At 61.3% G+C, this 26,201-nt stretch carries 25 protein-coding genes and 1 pseudogene; 11 read left to right on the top strand and 15 right to left on the bottom strand.

Features of this window, described 5'->3' with window-relative positions:
• Positions 1-12 precede the first annotated feature (12 nt).
• Both ENE74_RS04270 and ENE74_RS04265 read right to left on the bottom strand, forming a co-directional pair.
• A complete protein-coding gene (locus ENE74_RS04270; RefSeq protein WP_127689357.1) occupies positions 13-756 on the bottom strand; it encodes an RraA family protein in 744 nt (247 codons plus the stop codon).
• A gap of 66 nt (positions 757-822) precedes the next feature.
• Complete coding sequence (locus tag ENE74_RS04265; RefSeq protein WP_164847371.1) at positions 823-3,531, bottom strand: TonB-dependent receptor; 2,709 nt, start codon at positions 3,529-3,531, stop codon at positions 823-825.
• Between the two features lie 198 nt (positions 3,532-3,729).
• Here ENE74_RS04265 and ENE74_RS04260 point away from each other — a divergent pair, with 198 nt between their 5' ends.
• Positions 3,730-4,968 (top strand): MFS transporter, encoded by a 1,239-nt coding sequence (locus tag ENE74_RS04260; protein ID WP_127689355.1) that lies wholly within the window; start codon positions 3,730-3,732, stop codon positions 4,966-4,968.
• Between the two features lie 39 nt (positions 4,969-5,007).
• Positions 5,008-5,823, top strand: a complete 816-nt coding sequence (locus tag ENE74_RS04255; protein ID WP_127689354.1) for an IclR family transcriptional regulator — start codon at positions 5,008-5,010, stop codon at positions 5,821-5,823.
• On the opposite strand, the gene ENE74_RS04250 is transcribed toward ENE74_RS04255, so the two are convergent.
• Both ENE74_RS04250 and ENE74_RS04245 read right to left on the bottom strand, forming a co-directional pair.
• Positions 5,820-6,128, bottom strand: coding sequence for a hypothetical protein (locus ENE74_RS04250; protein WP_241241841.1), 309 nt, complete (start codon positions 6,126-6,128; stop codon positions 5,820-5,822). The two genes, ENE74_RS04255 and ENE74_RS04250, sit on opposite strands and share 4 nt — an antisense overlap.
• Before the next feature lie 135 nt (positions 6,129-6,263).
• Positions 6,264-7,100, bottom strand: coding sequence for an SMP-30/gluconolactonase/LRE family protein (locus ENE74_RS04245; RefSeq protein ID WP_127689352.1), 837 nt, complete (start codon positions 7,098-7,100; stop codon positions 6,264-6,266).
• Between ENE74_RS04245 and ENE74_RS04240 the strand changes: the two are divergent.
• A pseudogene (locus ENE74_RS04240) lies at positions 7,099-8,148 on the top strand (sugar kinase). The gene ENE74_RS04245 and the pseudogene ENE74_RS04240 sit on opposite strands and share 2 nt — an antisense overlap.
• Here the strand turns inward: ENE74_RS04240 and ENE74_RS04230 are convergent.
• Entirely contained in the window at positions 8,140-8,583 is a 444-nt protein-coding gene (locus ENE74_RS04230; protein WP_127689349.1) for a DUF4260 domain-containing protein, read from the bottom strand. The pseudogene ENE74_RS04240 and the gene ENE74_RS04230 sit on opposite strands and share 9 nt — an antisense overlap.
• A gap of 107 nt (positions 8,584-8,690) precedes the next feature.
• On the opposite strand from ENE74_RS04230, the gene ENE74_RS04225 reads away from it, so the two are divergent.
• Positions 8,691-9,602 carry a LysR family transcriptional regulator gene (locus ENE74_RS04225; RefSeq protein WP_127689348.1) on the top strand — a complete coding sequence of 304 codons (912 nt, stop codon included), beginning with the start codon at positions 8,691-8,693 and terminating at the stop codon, positions 9,600-9,602.
• A gap of 328 nt (positions 9,603-9,930) precedes the next feature.
• Here ENE74_RS04225 and ENE74_RS04220 read toward each other — a convergent pair whose 3' ends face one another.
• Positions 9,931-10,584: a CerR family C-terminal domain-containing protein gene (locus ENE74_RS04220; protein ID WP_127689347.1), complete on the bottom strand. Its 654-nt coding sequence runs from the start codon at positions 10,582-10,584 to the stop codon at positions 9,931-9,933.
• 24 nt (positions 10,585-10,608) lie between these two features.
• Between ENE74_RS04220 and ENE74_RS04215 the strand changes: the two genes are divergently transcribed.
• Positions 10,609-11,286, top strand: coding sequence for an antibiotic biosynthesis monooxygenase (locus tag ENE74_RS04215; RefSeq protein WP_164847368.1), 678 nt, complete (start codon positions 10,609-10,611; stop codon positions 11,284-11,286).
• Positions 11,286-12,446 (top strand): FAD-dependent oxidoreductase, encoded by a 1,161-nt coding sequence (locus ENE74_RS04210; RefSeq protein ID WP_127689345.1) that lies wholly within the window; start codon positions 11,286-11,288, stop codon positions 12,444-12,446. Before ENE74_RS04215 ends, ENE74_RS04210 begins: the two co-directional genes overlap by 1 nt.
• Before the next feature lie 383 nt (positions 12,447-12,829).
• Here the strand turns inward: ENE74_RS04210 and ENE74_RS04205 are convergent, their stop codons facing one another.
• The 4 genes from ENE74_RS04205 to ENE74_RS04190 all read right to left on the bottom strand — a co-directional run bounded on the left by ENE74_RS04205 (position 12,830) and on the right by ENE74_RS04190 (position 16,334).
• Positions 12,830-13,384: a VOC family protein gene (locus ENE74_RS04205; protein WP_127689344.1), complete on the bottom strand. Its 555-nt coding sequence runs from the start codon at positions 13,382-13,384 to the stop codon at positions 12,830-12,832.
• Positions 13,381-14,466, bottom strand: a complete 1,086-nt coding sequence (gene hppD / locus ENE74_RS04200) for a 4-hydroxyphenylpyruvate dioxygenase (RefSeq protein ID WP_127689570.1) — start codon at positions 14,464-14,466, stop codon at positions 13,381-13,383. The genes ENE74_RS04205 and hppD overlap by 4 nt, the downstream gene beginning before the upstream one ends.
• Positions 14,467-14,575: 109 nt before the next feature.
• The gene (locus ENE74_RS04195) at positions 14,576-15,202 is read right to left on the bottom strand and encodes a DUF2155 domain-containing protein (RefSeq protein ID WP_338142975.1); all 627 of its coding nucleotides are present in this window, start codon (positions 15,200-15,202) and stop codon (positions 14,576-14,578) included.
• Between the two features lie 79 nt (positions 15,203-15,281).
• Entirely contained in the window at positions 15,282-16,334 is a 1,053-nt protein-coding gene (locus ENE74_RS04190) for a DNA topoisomerase IB (RefSeq protein ID WP_127689343.1), read from the bottom strand.
• A gap of 198 nt (positions 16,335-16,532) precedes the next feature.
• Here ENE74_RS04190 and ENE74_RS04185 point away from each other — a divergent pair, with 198 nt between their 5' ends.
• Genes ENE74_RS04185 through ENE74_RS04170 form a run of 5 tightly spaced genes read left to right on the top strand, consistent with a single transcriptional unit; the run spans position 16,533 to position 19,471 of the window.
• The gene (locus tag ENE74_RS04185; protein ID WP_241241812.1) at positions 16,533-17,708 is read left to right on the top strand and encodes an aromatic ring-hydroxylating oxygenase subunit alpha; all 1,176 of its coding nucleotides are present in this window, start codon (positions 16,533-16,535) and stop codon (positions 17,706-17,708) included.
• Positions 17,705-18,619 carry an SDR family oxidoreductase gene (locus ENE74_RS04180; RefSeq protein WP_127689342.1) on the top strand — a complete coding sequence of 305 codons (915 nt, stop codon included), beginning with the start codon at positions 17,705-17,707 and terminating at the stop codon, positions 18,617-18,619. Before ENE74_RS04185 ends, ENE74_RS04180 begins: the two co-directional genes overlap by 4 nt.
• A gap of 52 nt (positions 18,620-18,671) precedes the next feature.
• The gene (locus ENE74_RS04175; protein ID WP_127689341.1) at positions 18,672-18,923 is read left to right on the top strand and encodes a hypothetical protein; all 252 of its coding nucleotides are present in this window, start codon (positions 18,672-18,674) and stop codon (positions 18,921-18,923) included.
• Positions 18,920-19,063: a hypothetical protein gene (locus ENE74_RS18140; RefSeq protein ID WP_164847367.1), complete on the top strand. Its 144-nt coding sequence runs from the start codon at positions 18,920-18,922 to the stop codon at positions 19,061-19,063. The genes ENE74_RS04175 and ENE74_RS18140 overlap by 4 nt, the downstream gene beginning before the upstream one ends.
• Before the next feature lie 15 nt (positions 19,064-19,078).
• Positions 19,079-19,471 carry a DUF1761 domain-containing protein gene (locus tag ENE74_RS04170; RefSeq protein ID WP_127689340.1) on the top strand — a complete coding sequence of 131 codons (393 nt, stop codon included), beginning with the start codon at positions 19,079-19,081 and terminating at the stop codon, positions 19,469-19,471.
• A 39-nt stretch (positions 19,472-19,510) separates the two neighbouring features.
• Here ENE74_RS04170 and ENE74_RS04165 read toward each other — a convergent pair whose 3' ends face one another.
• The 5 genes from ENE74_RS04165 to kdpC all read right to left on the bottom strand — a co-directional run bounded on the left by ENE74_RS04165 (position 19,511) and on the right by kdpC (position 26,192).
• Positions 19,511-20,824, bottom strand: a complete 1,314-nt coding sequence (locus ENE74_RS04165; RefSeq protein ID WP_206517633.1) for a metal-dependent hydrolase family protein — start codon at positions 20,822-20,824, stop codon at positions 19,511-19,513.
• 71 nt (positions 20,825-20,895) lie between these two features.
• Positions 20,896-22,116, bottom strand: a complete 1,221-nt coding sequence (locus ENE74_RS04160; protein WP_127689339.1) for an MFS transporter — start codon at positions 22,114-22,116, stop codon at positions 20,896-20,898.
• A 127-nt stretch (positions 22,117-22,243) separates the two neighbouring features.
• Entirely contained in the window at positions 22,244-22,936 is a 693-nt protein-coding gene (locus tag ENE74_RS04155) for a response regulator (protein ID WP_241241811.1), read from the bottom strand.
• Positions 22,933-25,605, bottom strand: coding sequence for a sensor histidine kinase (locus tag ENE74_RS04150; RefSeq protein ID WP_127689338.1), 2,673 nt, complete (start codon positions 25,603-25,605; stop codon positions 22,933-22,935). The genes ENE74_RS04155 and ENE74_RS04150 overlap by 4 nt, the downstream gene beginning before the upstream one ends.
• Positions 25,602-26,192, bottom strand: coding sequence for a potassium-transporting ATPase subunit KdpC (gene kdpC / locus ENE74_RS04145; protein WP_127689337.1), 591 nt, complete (start codon positions 26,190-26,192; stop codon positions 25,602-25,604). Before kdpC ends, ENE74_RS04150 begins: the two co-directional genes overlap by 4 nt.
• Positions 26,193-26,201: the final 9 nt, after the last annotated feature.

The following is a 26,201-nucleotide window of genomic DNA, read 5'->3' as shown; positions in this document are numbered from 1 at the left end:
AATGAGCGCGCATCAGAAATAGCCGCCTCTTTTGGTAATTTCCTCTACTGTGTCGCCATTCGCCACCCAGGAGAAGATCTGTTCCTCATCGCGGCGCAGCTGCTCCGCGCGTTCCAGTACGGCGATCGCCATGGCGCGAGGCACCACGATCACACCGTCTATGTCCGCTATTACAATGTCGCCGGGCCGGATCAGCACATCGCCGATCTTTATGGGGATTTCATAATGCGTAATCTGGCATCTGCCCAGCGAACCGTTAGGGCTGCGATAGCGGTAATAGACCGGAAAATCCTTGTCCATGATTTGCCGGGTATCGCGGATGCCGCCGTCTACGCAGGCTGCACGGACACCAAGGCCGGTCGCCGTTGCCGTCATCACGCCGCCCCACAAGGTTGCATGCTCGTCGCCTGAGCTGTCCCACATGATGAAGGCGTCCGCGGGCAACTCGCCTAGCATCCGGGTGCGTGTTTCCATTTCGCCCGTGATCTTGGCATTGGGCGCACTCTTAACCGTAAAGGCGATGCCCGCGACGGTATGTTCGGGACGCAATGGAATGATCCAGTGCGGCAGCGCTTGGTCGAGCAGCACGAATTCGCGCAGCACATCGCTGATGAGGCCCGTGTAGAGCTGCTCATATCGATCCAGAAGTTCCTTCTGATCGATCGGTAGCGGGGATGTGTCGACTGCCTCGCGCTCGGCGATCAGCCGATCGAGGTTCATCATCGCGGCTTCTTTCTGGAAATCATCAGTCGACATAGGGTTCTCTTGTTTGGTGTTGGGAAACTGACGGTCGCCACTGCGTGCGACGACCGTTGGAAATGTTTAGAACGTAGCGCTGACGCCGAAGTAGATGCGGCGATCATCCTGCCATGCCGTGGTCAGACGATTGGTCGTGCCGGTGTACAGGCTGCGCACCGACTTGGTCAGGTTCAGTCCATCGAGCGTGAGCGTAAAGGTATCGTTGAGCTTGTAGGTTGCCGAAGCATCCAGTTGCCCGCGACCCCGCTGATACAGGCTTCCGCCGAGCGCCGCAGTCTGTTGCGCCAGCAGATAGCTGCTGCGGTAGTTATAGGCGAGGCGGAGATTGAGGCCGTATTTTTCGTAATAGGCCACCAGATTGTAGCTGTTGCGAGACAGGTTAGGCAAAGACAGCGTCTTGCCCGTCAGTTCATCGACATTCGGCGTCTTGCCATTGGACCGCGTGAAGCTGGCGTTAATGCCCAATCCGTCCAGCGGCGAGGGCAGGAATGTCAGCGCATGATAATAGTTGACTTCAAAGCCCGTGATCCGGCCGTCTGATCCGTTCACCGGGCGACTGATGGTGTAGAGCGTGTTCGTTATGCCTGGTGCGACGACTTCCGGATGATCCTCGATCGTCTGCACCGTGCGGGTGAATGCGGAAACATCCTTCTTGAACGCTGCGACGGAGATGAAGCTCGCGGGGGCAAAATACCATTCGGCAGAAATATCATATTGCGTTGCCGCAAATGGAGCCAGGCGGGGATTGCCTGCGCTGCCGGTGCCCGATGTCGGCTGAAAGGTGATGCCGACGCCCGTCAGCGATAGCTGGGGACGGGCCGTGACTTTCGCTGCAGCCAAACGGATCGACAGCCTGTCGTTGGGATTTACCGAAAGGTTGAAGCTGGGCAAGGTATTGTTGAACGTGCTATCGACGCTGCGCGCGACGACGCTCGTTGTGCCGGTCTGGTCGAAACCGGACGAAGTGCGCTTCGTGTTGACCTGGCGCACGCCGACATTGCCGGCATAGGTCATGCTGCCCAGATCTCCGCCGAAGTCGAGCCGTATGAACGCCGCTCTGGTCGTCTGGTCGACGTCGGAGGTCGAGGCCAGTCCGCGGACGAGATCGGCCTCCGAAGGAACGCCCCCGAAGCGGCGACGGAAATCCTCCACATCGAATTGCCCGGCCAGAAGCGAGCGGGGATAAGACCCGTCGAGACCGCTGAAAAAGTCGGTGATCATGCCGGAATAGGTGAGGCCCGCAATTTCGTTGGCGCGCAACGTCGTGCCGGGCGTAGGGTCTCCTGCCGCCAGTTGCCCAGCCGTATAGGTGCGGACGTTGACGTTCCTGAAAACGCTCACTTCTTCGATGCGCGCGCCAACCTTGATCGCCTTTAGCGGGCCTGCATCGATATCATACTGCACGTCGAAGTCGGCATCCTTGGACGAGTTGTCCGTCGGATAGCTTTGATCGACGACCGTGAACCCTTCGTACTGGGACACGTCGTTGATGTCGTAATTCGTGCTTACCGTGTAATTGGGCGAATGCGGTGAACCCAGATTGTCGTAGGTGACGCTGGCGGTATTCCCTGCGACTTGACGGGTCACGACAACGAAGTCGTTACCTGGATAACTGATCGCGTCCTGCGCGATCGCATCATTGCCGCCGTCGCTCTTGCCTGTGCTGCGCGAGGCATTGATGTTCAGGGTCCAGCGATCCTTTTGGTAATTGGCCTTGAAGGCGATCGCATCGGCGTCGTTCACACTGGGACCGTCGAACACGATCGGCCGGACAGTGACACCACCGACGGTAGCAGCGTCGATGGTGCCGTCCGCTAGGACGTTGGTGCGCGTGAGGGCATTGGTGAAAATAAGTTGGTTGACGAAGCGGCGGCGCGCCGTCTTTGAATGCGACTTGAGGCCATCCAGTGTGAAGGTCAGCTCATCGACCGGACGCCATTGCAGCGTACCGTTCAGACTGTAGCGATCGGTATCGATCAGATTGACATATTCCTCGAAGCGGTTTGGCCGAAAGACGAAGGTGTTGCCCGCGCCCGGTCCGCTGAGCGGTACGCCGGTCAGGCGGGTGAAGCCGCGATTGGAATAGCCGTCCGCTCGCCCGGAAAAGCGCGATGCCGTACCGCTGATCAATATGCCGACGCGATCGTTGAAGAAGGTATCGCCAAAAGCGGCCGATCCCTTGGCGCCCAACTTGTCGGCCTTGTCGGCGTACGAACCCTGGATACGCCCTGCGAGCAGCGTCTTGCGCAGATCCAGGGGGCGCTTTGTCTTCAGGTTGATGATGGCCCCAAGCCAGCCTTCGACCAGATCGGCGGAGGGAGACTTGATGATATCGACCGAAGAAAGGATTTCCGAAGGGAAGTCGGACAGGTTTGGATCGCCATTGTTGGACGCACCGACGAAATTGTTCCCGTTATACTGCGTGCGGTTGAGGTCGATGCCGCGGACGTTGATCTTCGACCCTTCGCCTTCGACGCGCGTAATTTGTACGCCGGGAATGCGGCTGAGCGTCTCGGACACGTTCTGGTCCGGCAATTTGCCGATATCCTGCGCTGAAATGCTGTCGAGGATGACGGATGCCGAGCGCTTCACGCGGATAGCGTCGTCGATTGACGCCCTGATCCCCGTGACGACGATATCGCCTGCTTCCGGCACCTGTGCTGTTGCAACAGCGGCATCGCCTCCGGCTGTATCCTGAGCAAGAGCCTGCCCGCCGAAGCCGATCAGCAGGGTAGTGGCCATGAGGCCTGCGCGCACAGTCATGTTCTTCATTTTCCTCTCCCCATCACCGGCGACCTCACCTGAGTCACTCGGGAGAAACGCTAACGTTTGGCGTCTCATGAGAACTGTTTATCTTTTTGGTTCATATTTGGCAATAGGTTCTAATAAGAACTTGTAGCGATTATGGATCAAATATAAATGCGTGCCATAATCGGCGAAAATGTCGCATGAAGCACATGGGGAGGATATATGTCTTTGGAGAATAGCCGGGTGCGGCCGGACTGGTGGATTGTCGCGCTTCTCTGGGGCGCTTTCTTCCTAAACCAAGCTGACCGCCAGGTGTATAACGTCGTCCTGCCGCTCATTCAGGCCGAACTGCACTTGTCCAGCGCGGCGATGGGGCTTGTTGCTTCGATTTTCACCCTAGCCTACGGGCTTCTCGTTCCTTTCGCCGGCATCGCCGGGGATACGTTCAATCGCCGTTGGGTAATCGTCGCCAGCCTTCTCGTATTCAGCCTCGGTACTGTCACGACGGCACTGGCTTCGACGCTGATCATGCTGATTATCTGCCGGGGTGTCGCGACGGGTGCGGGTGAGGCTTTCTATGCGCCGGCCGCCAGCGCGCTGATCGCAGAGACGCATGTCGAAACGCGGGGACGGGCGCTCGCCGTGCATCAGACAGCCAACTATACCGGGATTGTGCTGGGGAGCCTGATCACGGGGTGGATTGCAGAGCGGTTCGGATGGCGGGCGTCATTTCTGGTGTACGGCATTACGGGTATCTTCTGGGCGCTGGTTATAGCCGCCGCCGCAAAGCGTGCGCCGCGTGTCATTCGCCCGGCGGTCAAGATGTCCTCGCAGGTCAGGGAGCTTGGATCATCAATGCGCTATGTGGCCCGAAGTCCGCGTCTGCTGGCGCAGTTGCTTGCATTCGGCGGTCTGGTATTCGGGTTGACGGGTTTTTTAACGTGGACCCCCACGCTTCTTCACGAACGCTTTGGCCTGTCGATTACGGAGGCAGGATTTTCTGCTGTTTTCTACCATCACCTCCTTGCCTACATCAGCCTTCTGGCAAGCAGCGCCGTCACCGATTTGCTGATTCGACGCTTTCCACGGGTGCGGCTGCTATTTATGGCCGGAGGTCTGATTTTAAGCGCGCCTGCCATTCTACTTGCCGCGCGCGCGGATTCGCTCTGGATCGTCTATCTCGGTTTTGCCCTCTATGGCTTGTGTCGTGGGGTGTACGATGCAGGTTTGTTTGCCGCGATTTTTGACGAAGTCGATGATGCCCGCCGTTCTACGGTGATCGGGTTGCTTATTTCGTCGGGCTTTCTGATCGGTGCCGCCGCACCGGTCGTGATGGGGGCGATGAAGGCCCGCTATGGCTTGGAAGCGGGCCTTGCAATGATCGCTGTAGTCCAGATTATCGCCGGGGCGATATTGCTGGCCGCAACGCTACGGCCTCCCTCCTCACGATATGAAAACTAGGGGCTTGCGTCTGGATGCGCATGCGGTTGAATAGATCATATGAGAACCAGCGATCCCACTCCGAGTGACGAGACCGATGACGGTCAGGCCACGCACCGCATCCCGGTCATCGACAAGATGGTGGAGATTCTAAAGGTGCTTGAGGAAGCAACCGACAAAGGGATGAACATCGGCGCGATCATCGCTTCGACGCATATCCCGCGATCGACCGTGTATCGCGTGCTCAATACGCTGGCGGACCATGGGATTATTGCTCGGTCAGGCAGCGGTGGTTATGCTCTGGGCTTTCGGCTGATCAGTCTGGCGGCGGCCGTGCGGACCGAATTGTCGGAGCAAGAACTTATCGCCATCGTACAGCCTTTTCTGGTTCGGATCGCGGCGCAGACTGGGGAGACGTGCAAGCTCTCGATGCTCAAGGATGATCATGCCGCAGTCGTCGCCGTCGTTCAGAGTGAAAAGGCGATGGCGCCTTCGTCCCGGGTGGGGAGCCGGTTCGACCTTCATGCAGGCGCCGCTTCCAAGCTGCTACTCGCCTTTGCCGACGTCGCGGTGCAGCAGCGGACGATGAAGGCCGCACTACATCGATACACCGAACGAACGATGATCGACCCTTCCGTTCTGGACGCCGAACTGGCGCTGATACGGAAGGAGGAGATCAGTCACGATCGAGGCGAATGGAATACTGCCGTACATGCGATCGCGACGCCCGTCCGGGACCATGCCGGGGATGTGATCGCGGCTCTCAGCGTCACCTATTTCTCTGGTCCCGAAGAAGAAGCCATGGCTGCTCAGGTGGAGACAGCGTTGCGGGCGGCCTCGGCGAAGGTGTCGGCGGCGCTCGGGTATCGGGGTTAGGCCCAGTTCGACCGGCGCGACGTCTTGCCGATCCCCGGTTTGAAGATGTTGCCGGGGTCCAGTTCCCGATAGAAATCGCTGAGCGTGGCGTCGGCATGATAGACGTGGCCGACATTGTGCTCGGCCGGATAAATCCGGTCGATCCGCGTCGTGTTTACGATGACGACGAGGCGATCATAGAAGTCTCCATCGGGGCTGGCCCCACCTGTAAGCCCGGTATTCGCCGCCTGCATGATGATCACCATGTCGGCTTTCGCGCACAAAAAGAGCACTTGCCATATCTCGACCAGCGTCCCGGGCCACACGACAGCCAATGCTGATCCGCTGCCGTAACGATATCCCGTGCGATAGGCGCGTCTTGGCGGCGCCTACCAGAAGATGCCGTTTCCCCACAACGGCACGCAGTGCCGCTGTCAGCCCTTGTTCGGATAGTTCCATGATCATGATGCGATGCCGAACAAGCAAGGCCGCGCGTCGATACCCGGAAAGCTCAGCAGCCGGCCATGTTCTGCTTCGGTGACAACGAGACCGAGCACACCCGCAGGATCGAGTGCGACGTTCGTCGGCCGTGCGCCGGGAACGGGGACCGTTGTCAAGATCATGCCGTCTGTCCCGACGACCTTAATAGATCCCATACCGAAAGCGGCGACGAAAAGCCGTCCGTCACTTGCGAAAGCCAGTCCGTCCGGGCCTGTTGGTCCTCCAATATGTGCCCAGGGACGAGGATCGATCCAGCGGCATTCGAGGGAATCCCAGCGGCCGCGCCATAAACGGTGCCGGTACGTCTCTGCCACAACCAGATCACGGCCATCGGGAGAAAAGGCAAGACCGTTGGGGAAATACAGATCCCTGGCTATGCAGCGTGTCAGCCCGTTCGTATCACAACACCAGATGGTACCGAGTGGTTCGGTGCGCGACGACGCGGGCGCAGTGAAGAGCAGATTTCCGTGCGGATCAAGCGCCAGATCGTTGGGGCCGTCAAATAATGTCGTCTCCGCCTTTTCGACGATCGTCGTGATGCTGCCATCGGCTTCCATTTGGCTGATGGCATTGGTCTGCGCATCGCAGAACACGGGTCGTCCGTCTACGAATGCAAGCCCGTTTGGCGCACCGCCTACGGTGTATCTCTCAGCCCCTCCGCTACCTGTTGCAAAAAGGCAGCCGCCCTTCAATTCCACGCCCCACAGCCGTCCGTCCGGTCCGAATGCCGGTCCTTCAGGAAACGCTAGCCCGTCCCCAAGGCATAGCCAAGGTTCCGGTGAAATATCCTGCACCATGTATGAAGCCTATTCATATAAGAACTGTTCTAAATTTGTTTCATATACGTGCGTTGGCGTCAAGCAAGCCTCACATAAGGTTCTCGTCATGACTATCTCTCCGACCGTTGTCGCCATCGGCGAATGCATGATCGAGTTGTGCGGCATCGATACCCCTCCATTGTTGCTGAAGGCAGGAGGAGACACATGCAATACGGCTATTTATATGACTCGGCTCGGTATGGAGGTGGCCTACATGACGGCACTCGGCGCCGATCCGTTCAGCACGAAAATGCGTCTTGATTGGGAAACAGAGGGCTTGGATACGACGCTTGTGCTGACGGATCCAGCTCGACTGCCGGGGCAGTACGCTATCCGCACCGATGACGATGGCGAAAGGCGTTTTTTCTACTGGCGTCGGACGTCTGCCGCGCGTCGCTTGTTCACGCTGGAAGGCATCGATGCGATGCTGGAGCGGGCTGCGCAGGCGAGACTGCTCTATCTGACGGGCATCACTTTGTCGCTTTTCGATCGCGCGGGGCGTAGTCGGCTTCTCGATCTTGCATGCCAGGTCCGCAGCAACGGCGGCGACGTGGCGTTCGACAGCAATTATCGCCCGCAAAACTGGAGCCATGTTCGCACTGCGCGCAAGGCGATCGAAGATTTCGCAGGCATCGTTACGATCGCGCTGCCCACGCGGGACGACGAATGCCTGCTTCACGGAAAGTGCGACAGCGATGCAACGATCAGACGATGGCAGGATTTCGGCGCACGTGAAGTGATCGTCCAATTGGGAGCCGAAGGTTGTTGAGTCGCGATCGACGGTGTGGTCGAGTCCGTTGCTATCGGCCATCCGGTGCAGGCCGTGGATACGACGGGCGCGGGCGACAGCTTCAACGCAGGGTATCTCGCCGCACGCTTTCACGACCGGTCACGGGTGGAAGCAGCGCGCTTTGCCAATCAGGTTGCTGGAACCGTCATCCGTTACCCCGGTGCCATAATTTCGGCAGCGGACACCCCAAAATTACCCAAGGTCTTCGACGGGCACGTCCCTGCACCGTCACGCTGAGACTGAGGTAGGCCGACCATGTCCAAGATGCGTGTGCTGAAAGCCCGTATCATATTTGAGGCCATATCCGACCATCCGATCGAAGCCGACATGCGCCACCCATATCAGTGCAAGTGAAAGGAACAGGGGCTGAGACGCCATCACCCCGTACAGCCCCAAGAGACAGGGCAATATGCAATTATGCCCTAAATTATAGACGCTTGCACCTACCCGGCGGTTAACAAGATAACCGAGCATCGACAGATCAGGTATCAGAAACATCGCAGCGAACAGTGTCCATCCGCTGCCGGTCTGCTCATAAAGTGCAGACGCCAATGCAAGAACGACAGCGCCTTCGAGTCTGAGGATTGTTTTTGGGCCGGTGCGGACGTCGCCATAGGTATGGACTGGCGCTTCGGTATCGGCGGAGTGGCGGATCGGGGCAAGGTTGGTCATCGTTCAACTCCAGCAAATGCTTGTCCCGGCTTGAGACGCCTTTGAAATGGTGCCATCGCGTGATTAACACTATTGTCTGATTCTGTTCATCCGCTCATACATTTTGTATGAACCTGCTCTTGTCCTGGGATTTGCTGTCGAGCTTCATTGCGGTCGCGCAGACAGGCAGTCTTTCAGCCGCGGCCCGGTGTCAGCGCAGGGCGCAACCTACTGTGCGCCGCCATATTGAAGCGCTGGAAGCGCAATTGGGTGTGATGCTGTTTACCCGGTCGCAGAGCGGTTTGGTGCCAACGCAAGAAGCTTTGCGGATCATTCCTTATGTCGAAAGTATGGCCTCGACCGCGCAGGCGCTCGTCCGAACCGCATCCGGCGAGGGAATTAACGCAGGAACCGTGCGGATCGCTGCCAGTGAGCTTATGGCTGCTCAGGTTCTTCCGGCCATCCTTTCCCGCATGTTCGAAGCCAGTCCCGCATTGGCCATCGAACTTGTCGCCAGCGACCTGAACGAGGACTTGCTGCGGCGCGACGCGGATATCGCGGTCAGAATGAATCGGCCGACGCAGGCCGCATTGGTAGCGCGCCGCGTCGGTACAGCATCGCTGGGGCTGTACGCCAGCAAGGTTTATCTTGCCCGCTTTGGCGAACCCGACACGCTGGCCGAACTGGTGGCGCAACATCGTCTGATCGGGGAAGATCGCGGCACAAGGATCATCGACGCTTTTCGGGTGCTCGGTGTAGCCGAGGCAGCTTTGAACTTCGCTTTGCGGTCCGATAACGATAATGTCCAGCTTGCTGCGATGGATGCTGGAATAGGTATCGGCGTATGCCAGATCGCATTGGCGAAGAGCCTACCAGGATTACGGCGTGTTCTGCCGGATATTACCGCACCATTGGAAATCTGGGTGGTAGCGCATGAGGATTTGCGGAACGTGCCTCGTGTCCGCCTCACTTTGGAGACACTGGCGAAAGGCCTAGCTAGCTATCTGAAGAGCGAGTTATCCTTTCAGCCGTTGGAATAACACACAGCCGCGTTTCGGGCGTTCCTGGTTGCCATGCGGATTGCCTAAACAGAATATCGGAGCGGGATGTCCAAGCGTCGCGAAACAACGAGGACTCGAAGAGGTGGCAGCTATCTGCAGTGCCAAGAAAGCGCTTTAGCGGCGAAGACCACGATTCCACCGCCTATCTAACGGCTAGATTGACTCCGAGAAGTATTGCGGGCTCGTGACATGCTACATCCAGGTAACCGGCGAGCCGTTCTGCGACTTTTGAATGGAAATAAGGGTTGAGAATGCTGTATCACTAATTCCAACGCATCTTGGAGAAGGCGCCCGCCTCGCGTTGTGTCTACTTTTCCCAACCAAGGGCACCAGCAATTTGGTGCGCCTCCTCATGACCTAACGCAGACCAGCCGAGGCGACGAGCGATGGCATGCTGCGTCACGCGAAAAATAAGCACTTCGCCCATTTTGGCGAACGCCTCGATCAGTATGGCAGGATCTGAAGGTTTTTTACCTGTGCTGCGCGCCAGAAGCGCGGCGATCAGATCAATGGCGTTGCCTACCGCATCTTCATACACGATCTCGAATGCATCGGTTGGGTCGAGATGCTCACGCACGAGAAGCTTGGCCCAACTCTCTGCCTCCGGATCTGCAGCGATGATCTGTAGGAGATTTCCCTGCAGCCTGGAAAGGGCCGCACGTGCGTCTTCCGGTGTGCCGTCGAGGCCCGCTCTGGCAGCTTCGACTGCTGGCGCAATAGCGGTTCCAAGTCTTGATCGGACCTGCTCCAGCGCTGCTCGATAAAGCGCCTCTTTTGTACCGAAATGATAGGGGATGGCTGCCAGTGGTGCGCCAGCAGCGGCAGCGATCTCGCGCGCGCCAACGCCGTCGAAACCTTTGCGCCCGAAAAGGTCAAGCGCCGCCGCGACCAGACGTTTTCTGGTGCCTGCTCCGTCCGGACCAGGCTTTTTCCCGACTGGTGGTGTCGCACTTATTGACATTCTTGTACGTCTGTACCAATTAAGTTGTACGATCGTACCATGTTAATGTCACTCTCCTGTGAAAGCAAGGATACCATGATGTTTCTTGATAAACGTCGGCCTCATGCCTTTCGTGAACGTCATATTGTGCCCCATGAAATGGATAAGGCTGTCGAGGACGCTATTGCGGCGGCAGAACGACGAATGTCCCGGCATTCCGGTCTCGAGAATTATGCGGTGCATGCCGCGCAAGATCGCACGCGCATCGTGACCGTAGAAAGATGGGCAAGCATCGACGCTTATCGCTATGATCGGGATGCGGCCATGCCTGGATCGCAACTGTACGACTGGGGTGCCACTGGGGGCATCGTGCCAACGCCTTTAGCCGACAAATACGCAGGCGTGATCATCATAGATATATTTCGCATCTGGCGACCACTGCTGCATCCTGTTTCAGCATTCACTATCCGCAATGGCCGTGCCTTTAACCAGGAGCCTGGTTGCATCAGCACGACTGTTTTTCGAGGAATCACGGCGGGCGCAATCGCAACCTATGCCCGCTGGGAATCGCCTCACGCCTTTGCGGCTGCCTTCTCGAAGTTAACCGGACGACACGCGGTCGATCCGGACAGCGTCAATCATGCTGCGCGACGCATGACAATGGGTCTGATCAGGCCTGATTATCATGTTTATGATCTCGTTGCCGTCGGCGGAGCCGTTTGATGATCGAGCAAATACCCGCAGTAATCGCTGGTGCCGGGCCGGTCGGCTTGAGTATTGCACTGGACCTGTCGAGGCGTGGTATCCGGTCCGTCGTGCTTGAAAGGAAGCAGCGTCTCGATCCACACTCGCGTGCGACCTTGCTCGTCCCCCGAAGCCTTCAGTACTTCGAGCGATTGGGAGTATTGGACAAGCTTCTGGCCGCCGGTCAGCGGAATGATGCTATTCGGATCCTTCGCGCCACCGATCACAGGCCGCTCTTCACATTCGATTTTGGCATGTTGGCCGACCGAACATCGACGCCGTTTGCTCTTGCGCTCTCACAGGACAAAACGGAGAGGATCCTGCTTGATGCGGCACGGACCACAGGCTTGGTTGAGGTGGCATTCGACACGCCGTTCGAGCGCTTCGAACAGCACCGAGAGAAGGTCCTGGTTGCTGCCGGTGGGGGAATAGCCTTCGAAACGGGTGTCCTTGTTGGAGCGGATGGTGCCCATTCGAGCGTCCGCGCGCAACTCGGCTGGGAACTTGAAGGCAAGACCTATCGCACGCGTGCGGTTCTCGCTGACATAAGAGTGAGTCCGGAGTCCGACATCGCCGACGGCTGGCTGGCAGATCCCAAGGCAGCGTCATTCACGATCGCTATCCGCTTTTCAAAAGGCGTGTGGAGGATCATCGAGTCTGCCGTGCCGGAGACTGCGACGGATGCAGCGTTGCCCGAAAGGGCGCGTGACTTGGCAAATGCGATCTTTGGTCCAGATGCATGGCGCGAGACGCTTTGGGTGGCGTCCTACCGCAAGCATGAACGACGGTCGGCGCAGTTCGTCCAGGGACGGGTGGTTCTTGCAGGGGATTCTGCGCATTTGAACAGCCCGGCGGGCGGCCAGGGTATGAACGCAGGTCTCGCCGATGCCGAACTGTTGAGTAACCAGATTGCACAGATGCTCGACGATCCATCGCGTGCCGTTGCCTTTCTGGCACATTATGGGAATGAGCGAATGGGCGCTTTCGATCACGATATTCGCGGGCTTACCGATAAGCTGGAAGCCATGGAGACCATGCCAGCCTGGTTCCGCAATCTCGTCTTTTCCGCTGCAGGTATCGCGCGCGCGATGGGCGTTGAGACTTACGTCGCGCGCAGGCTCTCCATGTTATCTCAATAGAGCCATTCAGCTTGGCTATCGAGAAAAGGGCATCGGCGGCAGCGAGATGATGATATCCAGGACGGAACAACCCACCAGCCGCATCGGGGCACCCACAATGGGCGGGTTGACCTGCATCTCCCTGCTCAGCCATGTCATGCTCCCTGAAAAAGCGATATAATTCCCTGTTTATGGTCTCAGGGATTTTGCACCTCCAATGTAAGGATTTCCGCCAGTTTCCGCTAGCTCTTGCGTTCGCCAAAGCGCGAATGGGCAAGGATTTAGCAAATTTCCCTGTAAATACCCTGCTTAACAGGGATACGACGCAGAGACAGGTTTACCTTCGACTGCCTCCACCACCATGAAATCCGTTGTACGGACCATGGCCCTTCCATCGGGCGATGTCACTCCTTGACCAGTTCGGGATCGCGATGAAGCCAGTCGGCATGGCGCGGGGCCTGTTTGGTCCGGCTCCACTCGTCGAGCATTAGCGGCGCGACGCGTCTGAGTTCGTCGTGCTGCTCGGCGGTGCCGATGTTGCAGGCGAGTTCCAGCCGGTGTCCGTTGGGGTCAAAGAAATAGATCGACCGGAAAATGCCGTGATAGGTCGGCCCGAGGACTTCGATGCCCTGCGCTTCGATATGGTGTTTCGCGGCCATCAGCGCCGCGCGGTCAGGCACTTCGAAGGCGATATGCTGGACCCATGCGGGCGTATTCGGGTCGCGGCCCATCTCCGGCTGATTGGGTAGCTCGAAGAAGGCGATGACATTGCCGCCGCCGCAATCCAGAAAGATATGCATGTAAGGATCATATGCACCGGTCGAGGGTACGTGATCCTCTGAAAAGGCCGTCTGGAACGGCATGCCCAGGACGCGGGCGTACCAGTCGGCCGTCTCCTTCGCATCACGGCAGCGATAGGCAACATGATGGATGCGCGACAGCGCGAACGGCACGGTCACGCGACCGGTTCCGCCGCGATGGCACCGCGCTGCACCTGATCGGCCTCGATCGACTTGAACAGGGCCGTGAAATTGCCTTCGCCGAATCCTTCGTCCTTCTTGCGCTGGATGAATTCGAAGAACAGCGGCCCGATCTGGGGCTGGGCGAATATCTGGAGCAGCAGCCGGGGATCGCCGTTTTCCGTGGACCCGTCGAGCAGGATGCCACGCGCTTTCAGGGCCTCTACAGGCTCGCCATGGCCGGGCAGCCGCTCGTCGAGCATCGCATAATAGGTCGCGGGCGGCGGCGCCATCAATGGCACGCCCAACGCCTTCAACCGGTCTATGCAGGTGATGAGATCGTCACAGATCAGCGCGATATGCTGAATGCCTTCGCCGTTGTAGGCGCGCAGATATTCCTCGATCTGGCCACCGCCGCTCTTGCCCTCCTCGTTCAGGGGAATGCGGATCTTGCCGTCGGGGGCTGTCATCGCGCGACTGGTGAGGCCGGTATATTCGCCCTTGATGTCGAAGTAGCGGATTTCCCGGAAATTGAAGATACGCTCGTAAAAGCGTGCCCAATGATCCATGCGCCCGCCATAGACGTTGTGCGTCAGATGATCGATCATCTGGAAACCGGCGCCTTGCGGATGCTTGTCCACATTCGGCAGATACTCAAAGTCGATGTCGTAGATCGAGAGATCATCGCCGTAGCGGTCGATCAGATAGATGATTGCGCCGCCGATGCCGCGGATCGCGGGTATGCGCAGCTCCATGGGGCCTGTGGTCGTATGGACCGGCTCCGCGCCGCGCCGCAACGCCTCCTCGTAAGCGGCTTTGGCGTTGCGTACCCGGAATGCCATGCCGCAGGCCGAAGGACCATGTTCCGCCGCAAAATAAGCGGCCGGACTTTTCGGCTCGTAATTCGCGATCAGGTTGATCCCCCCCTGCCGCCACAGGTCGACATCCTTCGACCGATGGCGGGCAATGTGGGTAAAGCCCATGGTCGCGAATACCGGCTCGAGCAGTCCCTTTTCGGGCGCGCAGAATTCCACGAACTCGAACCCGTCGAGGCCAAGCGGGTTATCGAACAGATCGGCCATCGGATGCTCCAGTATGATGAAGGTGTCGACTTGAATATCGCAGGTCATCAAACTGGTGTCAATTGTTACTATATCGATGGTAATGTGGTTTGCCGGGTAGCGGCCGTTTTCAGTTTGCGGCGTTCTCCGCTGGTTCTGGTGCGGCGGCGTTCGGCGCCGTCGTGTCGGAAGCGGCGCCTGCTCCACGAGCCGCCTTCACACCCGATTTGATCGTTTCGGGGCCGGTTTCCGGCCAGGACATCCGGCATTCCCGCACCCAGACGTCGTATATGGGATGCTCCACCACATTGCGTTCGGGCCGGTCCCTGAACAGCCAGCCGGAGAAAACGCGATACCATTTCCCGCTGCCTGCGCTGCGCACGTCGAGCTGCACGAATGCGCCCACTTCGGGCGTATTCTCCCAAGGGGCGGTCTGTTCACAGGCGCGCACCCGCACCACCGCATCCCCGACACGCTGCGCCTGGCCCGGCTTCATGACGAGATCGCGAGTCTGGCCATTGCGCTTGTTGAGCAGGCCGACAACGGCGATCCGCTGCGCCATGGGTGTGCCCGGCAGTGTTTCGGCCGCATTATCCGCAGAGACGATGGCGGTCCCTTGCGCCGCCAGACTTTCGCCGGTGCTGCTCCGCTTTTCCCCGCTGTCGCAGGCCGTCAGCGCCATCAGCGCCATCAGCGCCGCCGGGCCGAGCGCAGCCTGCCCTTGGGCCTTGAAGGGCATGGTCGTTGTGCGGATCATTCATCAAGCCCTTTGCGGCAGCGTCCCGTCCTGCGCGATATAGGCGTGGAGGAAAGGCGCTGGCAAGCGTGACCCCTTGCTATGGTTGGGCACGTGCGGCGCGGCGCAGAAAGTTCAGAACGGCCTTTTCCCCGGCGTTAAGCGCGTCTGTGGTCTCGGATGTCCCGGCGTCACCTATTCTGATCCTTAACGTACCGCCTTCAAACCCCGCGATCACAGCGGGGTGTATGTAACAGGTCCGGCAGACGGTGCGCGTGTTGCCCAGCCGTGCCGCAACCCTGTCTATAGCGGCCGCCAGGACTCGTCTGCTCGCGGTCACATTCTCGACCGGGGCGCAGGCCGCCAGTTCGAGCGCGGCGAGGACAGTGCCGTGCCAGGTGCGAAAATCCTTGGCCGTGATCGCCGATCCGCTGATCGCCTTGAGATAGGCATTGACGTCGCTGGAGTTTACGGCGGAGGCTTCTCCGTCGTCGTCCAGATACTGGAACAAATGCTGTCCCGGTAACTCCTGCATCGCCTTCAGCAGCCGGGCGACGCGCCGGTCGCGGATCGTCACGTCCCAGGGCTGGCCGCTTTTCCCCTTGAACGTCATCCGCAGGGTCGATCCCGCAAGGGCCGCATGGCGACGTTGCAAGGTGGTGAGGCCGAAACTGCGGTTCTGGCGCGCGTAATCGGTGTTGCCGACCCGGATCATCGAAATGTCGAGCAGATGCACGATCGTCGCCAGCACTTTGGCGCGCGGCAGGCCCCGTAACTTCATGTCGGCGTGTACGCGCGCGCGAATGCCGGGTAAGGCGCGGGCAAAGGCGATCAGATGCGCGAACTTGTCCCGGTCGCGTTCGGCGCGGAAATCGGGGTGATAGCGATACTGCTTGCGGTCGCGTGCGTCGCGCCCGGTTGCCTGCAGATGGCCGTTGGGCAGCGGGCAGATCCACACATCGCGATAGGCGGGCGGAATCGCCAGCGCGCGGATGCGCATGCATTCGCTCTTGTCGCGGATCGTGCGCCCGTGTGGATCGCGATATGTAAAGCCCTTGCCCGATCTACGGCGGCTGATGCCCGGCATGTCGTCACTGGTGAACACCAGCGATGCTGCCGCGGGGTCATCGGACGTTTCGATGGTTGTCGTCATGGAACCAGGGGCTTTCGGCAAGAGACCGGCAACATACGTTTTCCCGTACATCTCGGTTCCTGCGTCACCCCACATTCGACCACGTCAGATAAAAAACATTCATGATTGTTTTATACGATGGCGATGCTAATGTGCGCCGATAGAAACGGGGATTCCGGGACGATGGATGCGGCGCAAGCAGAGCTTCTGAAACAGGCCATGGCCTATGAAACGGCGCGCAAGGCACCGCCCGAGGGTTTTCCGGCCTTTTCGGACATTCCCGCCGGACGCTATGTCGATAGCGATTTTCTTGCGCTCGAACGTGAATTGATGTGGAAGCGCGCCTGGCTTTACGCCTGCCATGCCGACCAGATTCCCGAACCGGGCAGCTGGATGCTCGTCCGCAGTACCGGTTCGCCGATCCTTGTCGTACGCGATCTCCAGGGGGGTTTCCGCGCCTTCTACAATACGTGTCAGCATCGCGGCGCGCCGCTCGTGAAGGAAGACAGCGGTCAGTCGCGCGGTTTCATCTGCGGCTATCACGGGTGGAGCTATACGCTGGAGGGGCGGCTGACGGCGGTGCGCGACCGGCGTGATTTCGTCGACCTGGACTTCGCCTGCCGGTCCTTGAAGGCCGTGCGATGCGAGACGATCGGCAATCTGATCTTCATCAACGAAGATGCCGAAGCCCAGCCGCTTATGGCGCATCTTGGCCCGATGGCGGACGAGCTTGGCCAATATGCGCTCGACCAGTTGCGCTTTGTCGAAAGCCGGTCCTACGATGTGCCGTGCAATGTGAAGGTCCTGCTGGACGCCTTCCTCGAAGTCTATCATCTCAAGTCGATCCACGTCGATACGGTCGATCGCTTTCTGGATCACAAGGGGATGACGATCACCCTGTGGCCCAAGGGGCATTCGCGGATGATAACGCCCAACCGTCGGCCCGACTGGACCGACCCGGGTACGCGCGGTATGCCGAAGATCGAAACCGTGACGGAAATACCGCGCGACAACAATGTCAGCTATCACATCTTTCCCAATTTCGTGATGCCGCCGTCGGATTCCGGCATCCCGCTCTTGCAATTCTGGCCGGTCGCCGACAATCGCTGCCGCGTGGTGTCGACCTGGATCGCGCCGGATTATGACCCGGCTGACCCCCATCCGCGCTGGGAACAGCGGACCGCCAACTGGGAACGGATATTGTACGAGGATCTGCAATTTGCGCCGCAAATACAGGAATCGATTGAATCGCCCGGGTTCCGGGGGATGCCGCTGAATTATCAGGAACGCCGCATCTATCACTGGCATGAAGAACTGGACCGCAGGATCGGTGCAAACCGGGTCCCCCCTGCTCTGGCGGTCAAGCCGGTGCTCGATCCTTGGGTTGTGCGATGAACGAGGTGCCCGACATGGCCAATTTCGAGCAGGCCGGCGCGCCGCGCCCCAAGTTCGGTTTCACCGAATCGGAACTGGCAGCGATGCCAACGGTCTACCGTGAGGATCTGCTCGCGGGTCAGGTGGTGCTGATCAGCGGCGGCGGATCGGGCATTGGCAAGGGTCTTGCGTTTCTGGCGGCGCGTCTGGGGGCGGATGTCATCATTTGCGGGCGACGCGCGGAAAAGCTGGAGACAACGGCGGACGCGATTGAACGGCATGTCGGCAAACGCCCGCTTCCGGTGTCGATGTCGATCCGGGAACCCGAAGAGGTCGATGCGCTGTTCGACCGCATCTATACCGACTACGGGCGTCTCGATCATCTGGTCAACAACGCCGGCGGACAGTTTCCGCAGGATGCGATCGATTTTTCGCGCAAGGGCTGGATGTCAGTCATCGATCTCAATCTCAACGGCACATGGTGGATGATGCAGGCCGCCGCGCAGCGGTGGCGCGAAGCGGGCAGCGGCGGCAACATCGTCAGCGTCGTTGCCAATGTGGAGCGCGGCATGCCGCAGGCGGCGCATACCTGCGCGGCGCGCGCTGGCGTCATTTATCTGAGCAAGACCCTGGCGACCGAATGGGCACCGCATAACATCCGCGTTAACTGTGTCGCGCCGGGCGTCATCGAAAGCGAAGGCTTCCATGTCTACCCCGAAGAGGCGCTGGCGCGGTTTCACGATGCCAATCCGATGAAGCGCCGGGGCGATGTGTGGGACGTGGCGGAGGCAGTCGTCTACCTTATGGCACCGTCGGGCAAGTTCATCACCGGCGACCTGCTGGTGATCGACGGAGGGCAGGCGCAGAACGGCGCGGTTTGGCCGGCGGGTCGCCCCGACTATTTCGGCGGCAAGGCACCGAACGGCGTCTGATAACGACAGTTTGTACTAAGCCTGGCCGGATAGCCATGCTAGTGCCGTGCGCATGACTCCGATCGAAAACGCCGCGCGCGCGATGCACGCGCAAACCGCCCCGGAATGGTCGTGGGACGATCCTGACGCGGAACTGCTGCGCCGACTGTATCGGGCTAATGCGCGGGCAGCATTGCTGTCCCTGCGCGATCCTACCGATTCCATGTGCGAGGCAGGCGGTGACCATGTGGCGCAGGCCGACCGTATCACGGTCGATGCCATCTGGACGGTGATGATGGATGCCGCATTGGTGCAGGACGTATGAATGATGATGCGATCATCGACACGCCCGAAGGCCCCATGACCTGGGCGGCCTGGAAAAAGCGCAATCCCGTGCAGGTGCCTTCGCGCCGCACGAAGGGTAAGGCGCTGCCCAACAAGATACCGCGCCGAACCGGCGACTGACCGGAAAGGGACCGGATGATCTATATTCTGCTCAACGCGGTGCCCATCGGGCTGGCGACGCTGGCAGGCCTGGTATTCGGCATGATCTGGTACGGCATCGCCGGCGGCCCAGCGGCGCGTCCGCGCCTGTCCATACTGCCTTTGGCGTTCGTTGCCGAATTCTGGCTGGCGGCGATATTGGCAGGGGCGCTGATCCTCGCGCCGCGTCAGGCAACACCCTGGACGATGGCGCTCGCAAGCGCCTTCGTGATCTGGATCGGCTTCGTCGTGCCCACCTTGTTTGCCACGCATCTTCATCGCAGGCTGCCGCTTCGGCTGGCCTTCGTCGATTGCGGTCACTGGCTGGGTGTGATGCTGGTCCAGGCGGCCCTGTTGCAGGCTATCGGTCTTCAGCCCCCTCCAGCCTGATCCGCGCCCCTGATCCCGGCCCCCTGATCCCCGTCAGCGTCACTCGGTGCGATAGACCGCGCCGCCCTTCATCACGAAACGCATCTTTTCCAGCACGGTCACATCGGCCAGCGGATCGCCTGATACGGCGATGATGTCGGCCGGCATACCCGGCGTGATCCGGCCGGCCTGAGTGTCGATCTTCAGATGGTTTGCCGCTGCAACCGTGGCCGACTGGATCGCCTCGAGCGGCGTCATCCCGGCCTTGACCAGCAATGCGAACTCCTTCGCATTGTCGCCATGCGCGGATACGCCGGTATCGGTGCCAAAGGCGATGCGAACGCCGCCAGCATGGGCGCGGCGTGCCATGTCGAGCATCTTCGGCCCGGCGTCCAGCGCCTTGGCCGTCTGTGCTGGGGTGAAGAAATTGCCCGGGCTTGCGGCGATTCGCGCCACATAGTCGCCCGCCAGCAAAGTGGGGACCAGATAGGTGCCAGGGCGTTTGAACAGGCGGATCGATTCGGCGTCGAGATAAGTCCCATGCTCGATCGAATCGCCGCCTGCTTTCAGAAAGGCATTGATCCCGTCGACGCCATGGGCATGCGCCGTCACCTGCCGCCCCATACGGTGAGCCGCCTGGACAATCACCGCCAGCTCGTCGTCGCTGAATTGCTGCGCCAGGCCAGCCGCCGTGTTCGACAGGACGCCCCCGGTCGCGGTAATCTTGATGATGTCGGCACCGCTGCGCACCTGCAAGCGCACTGCGCGCATGCAGTCATCCGCCCCGGAACACACGCTTTCGGGCGAAAGCAGATGCAGGATATCGCTGCGGAAGCCATTGGCATCGCCATGTCCGCCGTGGACGGACACGGCCGATCCCGAGGCGATAATCCGCGGCCCTACCACATCGCCGCGCTTCACCGCGTCGCGCAGGGCAAAGATCGCGCTGTTCTCCGCGCCCAGATCTGCGACGGTGGTAAAGCCTGCGAGCAATGTCTTGCGTGCGTAGCCCGCGCCGATCATTGCCTGATCGGCGGACGATTGCGTCACCTCGTCCAGCCGCGCATTGGCGTTCTGCTGTCCCGTCAGATGGACATGACTGTCGATAAGGCCGGGCAGCACGAAGGCGTTGCGCAAATCGACGATCGTGCCTTCGCCTTCGCCAACGAAGCCATCGCGGATTTCCGCGACCTTGCCGTCGCGCACCACCAGCGTCTTGTCGCGCTCGACGCGGCCGGTCGAAGGATCGGCCAGCAGACGCCCCGCCTGGATAAAGCGCGTACCGCTGTCGGCTGCGGACGTAGCGGGCTGGGCCGCAACGGCCCCTGCTGCGGCAAGCGCCGCCAGCCCCGTCATCCAGAAACGCGGTGCCATATGATCACTCCCCCATAAATGCTGTTCTTTCCAAGCCATAACGGAGGCTGGATCGCCTGCAAAGGGTCTTGTCAGGCCAGCAGGGGCTGTCGTCGCCTTTGCGTCAGCCGTTGGTCGGCTACGGCGATGGCGAAAATCGCGATGCCGCCCAATGCGAGCGCCGCGCCGACCCAGCCGACCGATGTCCAGCCATAGCCTGCCGCTATCGCCAGACCGCCCAGCCACGGACCAAGCGCATTGGCGACGTTGAAGGCGCTGTGGTGCAGCGATGCGGCGAGCGTCTGCGCATCGCCCGCCACGTCCATCAGCCGCGTCTGGAGCACGACCCCGAATCCACTGCCAATCCCGACCAGAAAGCCGACGACCGAAAGCGCCACCAGATTGCCCGCCGCAAAGGGAAAGGCGGCGAGCGCCAGTGCGGTCCAGAGCATGAGGCCAAAGCCCGTTGGCAGCATCGCCTTGTCCGCCGCCCAGGCCCCGCCCAGATTGCCGATGTTCATGCCGATGCCGATGATGAGCAGCACCACCGGCACCTGCGCCGGGGTCGCACCGGTCACCTCCAGCATCGTCGACGCGATATAGGTGAACAAGGCGAAGATGCCGCCGAAGCCGATCGCGCCGGTGGCGAGGGTCAGCCACACCTGCCGCCGCTTCAGCGCCCCCAGTTCGCGCAGCGGGCTTGCGTCGGGATCCGGCCTGTCGTGCGGTGCCAGCGCCCATACCAGCGCGACCGTAACCAGCGCCAGCCCCGCCACGATGGCAAAGCCCGCCCGCCAACCGAACCACTGGCCCAGCAGATTGGCGGCCGGAACGCCGACGACGGTCGCCACCGTCAGCCCCGCCATGACCCGTGACACCGCCTGAGTCCGGCGGTTGTGCGGCACAAGGCCCGCCGCGACCAGCGCGGCGACGCCGAAATAGGCGCCGTGCGGCACCCCGCTCAGGAAGCGGAAGACCAGCAGCCAGCCATAGCCGGGTGCCAGCGCGCTGATGGCGTTGGCGACGGCAAACCACGCCATCAGACCGATCAGCAAGGTGCGGCGCGATTGTCGCGCGCCCAGAATGGCGAGGATCGGCGCGCCGACGACCACGCCCAGCGCATAGGCGCTGATGACATGCCCGGCGGTCGGTGCATCCACGCCAAGATCGGACGCAAAATAGGGAATAAGGCTCATCGCCGCGAACTCCGCGGTGCCTATTGCAAAGCCCCCCATCGCCAGCGCGAACAGCACCAGCCCGATGTGACGGGCCGGTCCGCTTGCAGGCGCGATCGGTGACGCAGGGGAGAGCATGGATGGCAATCTTTCTGACGATGCAACGGATTGCATTCCTTAGACGCATATCCGCGCGGCTCAATGGCGGTGACGGCGAATCGGGGATGATATTTGCGGTGGGACAAGTGCGCGCGCTGCAACGGCTTCAGCCTGCCAGGCGATAGCCAACGCCCAGTTCGTTGATGATAAGCGTCGGCTTTGCCGGGTCCTGCTCCAGCTTCTGCCGCAGATTGCGGACGACAAGGCGCAGATATTCGACCGGCGGATCATAAGCGTCCGGCCATACCGTGCGCAGCAGATGCTGATGCGTCAGCACGCGGCCGGGTGCCGCCGCCAGCAGGGCCAGTATCGCAAACTCCTTGCGCGTCAGATGGACGTCCACGTCGGCCAGGGTCACGCGATGCCGGTCGAGATCGATCGTCACTGCCCCGATCGCCACCGGCCCGCTCGCCGCGCCGCCGGATATGCGATGCCGCAAGGCGACGCGGACCCGCGCGCGCAATTCCTCGCTGTCGAACGGCTTGGTCACATAGTCGTCCGCCCCCAGATCGAGCGCGGCGACTTTCTCCTCGGTCGCCTCGCGCGCGGAAACGATCACCACGGCGGCACCCTGCTTTTTCAGCAGCGGCACCAGCTCCAGCCCGTCACGATCGGGCAGGCCAAGGTCGAGCAGGACGAGATCGGGATGCTCGGCCGCGACCATGGTCATCGCCTCCGCGGCGGTGCCTGCCTCGGCGACGCGATAGTCCGCGCGATGCAGCATGGCGCGGCACAGGCGACGGATCGGCGCTTCGTCATCGACCACCAGGACCAGCGGCATGGTCACGGGGCGGCTCATGCTTCGCTCTCCTCCATCGCCCGCACCAGCATGGCGTCGGGAAAACGCAGGGTAAAGCATGCCCCGGAGCCATCGGCCCGATTCGCGGCACCGACCGATGCCCCCATCGCCTCGGCAAAGCCCTTGACGATGGCAAGACCAAGCCCGGTGCCGCCTGGCGTGCGGTCCGATCCTTCGATGCGGCGGAAGGTATCGAACACGGCGGCTTCGCTGCCCGGGCGCAAGCCGGGGCCTTCGTCGAGAATGGACAGCTTGAGGCCGTCGGCTTCGCGTTCGGCTTTGACCAGGATCGGCGTACCCGGCTTGCCGTATCGCCCCGCATTGTCGAGCAGGTTGATGAGGCAATGGTGGAAAAGACGCGGATCGAGCCGGACGAGGGGCAGGGCGGGGGACACGTCCAGCGTGATCGGGCGGTCGCCCAGCACCTGCCGTGTATCCTGCACGGCGGCGGCCACCGCGTCGGTCAGGTCGGTCGGGTCGAGCGCCAGTTGCAGCGCGCCTGCCTCCACCCGTGCCATGTCGAGCAGATTGGCGACAAAGCGGCGCAGGCGTTCGGCCTCGCCGCGGATGGTCGCGACCAGTTCGGGCGTCGCGCCATTTTCCAGCGCTTCCGCCGCGCCGACGATGGCGGTCAGCGGCGTACGCAGGTCATGCCCGACCGAGGAGAGCAGCGCGGCGCGCAGCCGGTCCCGCTCGCGCACCGTTTCTATGTCCCGCATTTCCTCCCCCAGTCGCAACCGCTCAAGCGCGACGGCCGACTGGTCGAGCAGACCCATCAGCAGCGGCAACTGGTCCGAGCGGACGGGATCGCCGCCATCGTCGCGTGCCAGCCCCAGCACCGCCAGCGTCCGTTCGCCCGCCACCAGTGGCCGGAACAGCCAGTCGGAGGCGGTCAGCGTGCCCGATCCGCGTCCGGCCGGCTGGCCATGGTCCAGCGCCCATTGTGCGGAGGCCAGCTCCATCGTTTCCAATCGGACACCGGGTGAATTGGTGCCAGTGATTTCCAGCCCGCCCGGTCCCTGCGTCACCAGCACGGTGCGCAGCGCGAACAGCCGCCCGACTTCCTCACAGATCGCCTGCGCCAGCCCGTCCGCCTCGCCCAGGCTGGTCAGGCGGCGCAGGAAACCGGCCAGCGTGGCGTTGGTGCGCGCGCTCGCTGCGGCCAGGTCCGCCTGCACCCGCACGCGCGCCGTCAACTGGCTCGTCACGGTCGCAACCCCGATCAGTACGAAGATCGAGATGATATTCTCCGGATTGTTGACCGTCAGTGTACCGGTGGGCGGCAGGAAGAAGAAATTATAAGCAAGGCTGGATGCGACGCCCGCGAACAAGCCCGCGCGCAACCCGAAGACGCTGGCGGCGGCCATCACCGGCAACAGATAGAGCAGCGAGACATTGCCCAGATCGAGAATGTGGAACAGCGTCGAGCCGAGCGCCGTCACCACTGCGACCATCACGAGCGTCCAGACATAGGCGGCGGGCGGGCCCCAGCTGCCCGCCGCGACACGTTTGCGGCTCGTCCGGGGTGCCGGGGCTACGCCGCCCTCCATCGGCAGAACATGGACCGCGACGCCCGGCGTCTCGCGCACCAGTTGATCGACGACCGATCCGTGGCGTAGCTCGAACAGGCGCGAGCGGTTCGACTTGCCGACGACAAGCTGGGTCGCGCGCGCGTCCGTGACGAAGCTCTTGATGCCGCTCACCACATCGGCAGCGGGCACGGTGGCAACATCGCCGCCCAGTTGCATCGCGAGGTTGAGCGCGGCCGCCAGAGACCGGTGCGCGTCCTCGCCGAAGCTCGCGCTGCGTGGCGTTTCGACATAGAGCGCCGTCCACGGTGCGCGCATCGCATCGGCAATCCGCTTGGTCGCGCGGACAAGGCCGTCCGCACCGGGCTGTTCGCTGACCGCCACGACGATCCGCTCGCTGGCCGCCCATGTGCCGCCCTGGCCGAGCGCGCGGACATGATCGAGCATCTGCTGATCGACCGCCTGCGCCGCGCGGCGCAGCGCCAGTTCACGCAGGGCGGACAGGTTCGATTTGGAAAAGAAATGCTGGAGCGCACGCGTGGCTTCTTCCGGCACATAGACCTTGCCGTCGCGCAGCCGTTCGATCAGCTCGTCGGGAGGGATATCGACGACTTCGATGTCGGCCATTTCGATAATGCTGTCGGGCACCGTTTCGCGCACCCGCACGCGCGTGAACGACGCAACGACATCGTTCAGACTTTCGACATGCTGGATATTGAGCGTGGAATAGACGTCGATGCCCGCCGCCAGCAGTTCCTCGACATCCTGATAGCGTTTGGGATGGCGGCTGCCCGCCGCATTGCTGTGGGCCAGTTCATCGACCAGCGCCAGGGCAGGCGCGCGGGCCAGCAGCCCGTCGAGATCCATTTCCTGAAGGACGCGCCCTTCATAGTCGACGGGGGCGCGGGGCAGTACTTCGAGCCCCGCGATCAGCGCGGCTGTTTCTTTCCGCCCATGCGTTTCGACCACACCGACGACCACATCGACCCCCGCCGCCTGTCGCGCGCGCCCTTCGGACAGCATTTCGTAAGTCTTGCCGACACCCGGCGCGGCACCCAGAAATATCTTGAGCTTGCCGCGCGATTCCTGCGCTGCGGCGCGCAGCAGGGCATCGGGATCGGGACGAGGGCTGTCGTTCACCGTGCCGGTGTAGTCCCGATCCGGTCAAGCTGTCTATTGAGCAGCAGAACGTTGACACGCGGCTCGCCCAGAAAACCGAGCAACGGTTTTTCGACCGCGCCATCGACCAGCGCACGAATACGGGCGGCATCGATCCCGCGCGCCTGCGCGACGCGCGCGACCTGCGCCTGCGCATTGGCAGGGGAGATGTGCGGATCGAGACCGGAGCCGGAGGCAGTCACCATGTCCGCGGGAATCGGCCCGGTAACACCTTCGGCACGGATCGCCGTCACGTCGGCATCCACCCGATCCTTCAGCGCGGCGCTGGCCGGGCCCAGGTTGGAACCGGCCGACGCCAGCGCGTCATAGCCTTTGCCTGCAGCGGAGGGACGGGGATGGAAATAGCTGGGCTGCGCGAAACCCTGCGCCAGCAGCTCGGACCCGACGATACGCCCGCCATCGCGGATCAGGCTGCCGTTGGCCTGCGCAGGGAACAGCGCCTGCCCGATGCCGGTAATCGCGGCGGGATAGGCAAGGCCCAGCAACAGGGCGAAGAGGATCGTCATGACGATCGCGGGGCGCAGGGCGGAGGTGAGGTGGTTCAGCATGATTTGTCC

Origin of the sequence: Sphingobium algorifonticola (assembly GCF_004005485.1) — a bacterium.
GTDB classification, from domain to species: Bacteria; Pseudomonadota; Alphaproteobacteria; order Sphingomonadales; family Sphingomonadaceae; genus Sphingobium; species Sphingobium algorifonticola.
The sequence above is the reverse complement of the archived record's forward strand: the minus strand, read 5'-3'. Positions and strand labels throughout refer to the sequence as shown.

Excerpts from the sequence above, each read along its gene's own strand:
- hppD (WP_127689570.1), bottom strand. The coding sequence starts at position 14,466 with ATGGCCGATCTGTTCGATAACCCGCTTGGCCTCGACGGGTTCGAGTTC.
- ENE74_RS04185 (WP_241241812.1), top strand. The coding sequence starts at position 16,533 with ATGGCCTATGAAACGGCGCGCAAGGCACCGCCCGAGGGTTTTCCGGCC.
- ENE74_RS04245 (WP_127689352.1), bottom strand. The coding sequence starts at position 7,100 with ATGGTGCAGGATATTTCACCGGAACCTTGGCTATGCCTTGGGGACGGG.
- ENE74_RS04170 (WP_127689340.1), top strand. The coding sequence starts at position 19,079 with ATGATCTATATTCTGCTCAACGCGGTGCCCATCGGGCTGGCGACGCTG.
- kdpC (WP_127689337.1), bottom strand. The coding sequence starts at position 26,192 with ATGCTGAACCACCTCACCTCCGCCCTGCGCCCCGCGATCGTCATGACG.
- ENE74_RS04210 (WP_127689345.1), top strand. The coding sequence starts at position 11,286 with ATGATCGAGCAAATACCCGCAGTAATCGCTGGTGCCGGGCCGGTCGGC.
- ENE74_RS04195 (WP_338142975.1), bottom strand. The coding sequence starts at position 15,202 with ATGATCCGCACAACGACCATGCCCTTCAAGGCCCAAGGGCAGGCTGCG.
- ENE74_RS04260 (WP_127689355.1), top strand. The coding sequence starts at position 3,730 with ATGTCTTTGGAGAATAGCCGGGTGCGGCCGGACTGGTGGATTGTCGCG.
- ENE74_RS04220 (WP_127689347.1), bottom strand. The coding sequence starts at position 10,584 with ATGTCAATAAGTGCGACACCACCAGTCGGGAAAAAGCCTGGTCCGGAC.
- ENE74_RS04265 (WP_164847371.1), bottom strand. The coding sequence starts at position 3,531 with ATGAAGAACATGACTGTGCGCGCAGGCCTCATGGCCACTACCCTGCTG.
- ENE74_RS04175 (WP_127689341.1), top strand. The coding sequence starts at position 18,672 with ATGACTCCGATCGAAAACGCCGCGCGCGCGATGCACGCGCAAACCGCC.
- ENE74_RS04190 (WP_127689343.1), bottom strand. The coding sequence starts at position 16,334 with ATGACGACAACCATCGAAACGTCCGATGACCCCGCGGCAGCATCGCTG.
- ENE74_RS04230 (WP_127689349.1), bottom strand. The coding sequence starts at position 8,583 with ATGACCAACCTTGCCCCGATCCGCCACTCCGCCGATACCGAAGCGCCA.
- ENE74_RS04225 (WP_127689348.1), top strand. The coding sequence starts at position 8,691 with ATGAACCTGCTCTTGTCCTGGGATTTGCTGTCGAGCTTCATTGCGGTC.
- ENE74_RS18140 (WP_164847367.1), top strand. The coding sequence starts at position 18,920 with ATGAATGATGATGCGATCATCGACACGCCCGAAGGCCCCATGACCTGG.
- ENE74_RS04180 (WP_127689342.1), top strand. The coding sequence starts at position 17,705 with ATGAACGAGGTGCCCGACATGGCCAATTTCGAGCAGGCCGGCGCGCCG.
- ENE74_RS04255 (WP_127689354.1), top strand. The coding sequence starts at position 5,008 with ATGAGAACCAGCGATCCCACTCCGAGTGACGAGACCGATGACGGTCAG.
- ENE74_RS04270 (WP_127689357.1), bottom strand. The coding sequence starts at position 756 with ATGTCGACTGATGATTTCCAGAAAGAAGCCGCGATGATGAACCTCGAT.
- ENE74_RS04160 (WP_127689339.1), bottom strand. The coding sequence starts at position 22,116 with ATGCTCTCCCCTGCGTCACCGATCGCGCCTGCAAGCGGACCGGCCCGT.
- ENE74_RS04165 (WP_206517633.1), bottom strand. The coding sequence starts at position 20,824 with ATGGCACCGCGTTTCTGGATGACGGGGCTGGCGGCGCTTGCCGCAGCA.
- ENE74_RS04155 (WP_241241811.1), bottom strand. The coding sequence starts at position 22,936 with ATGAGCCGCCCCGTGACCATGCCGCTGGTCCTGGTGGTCGATGACGAA.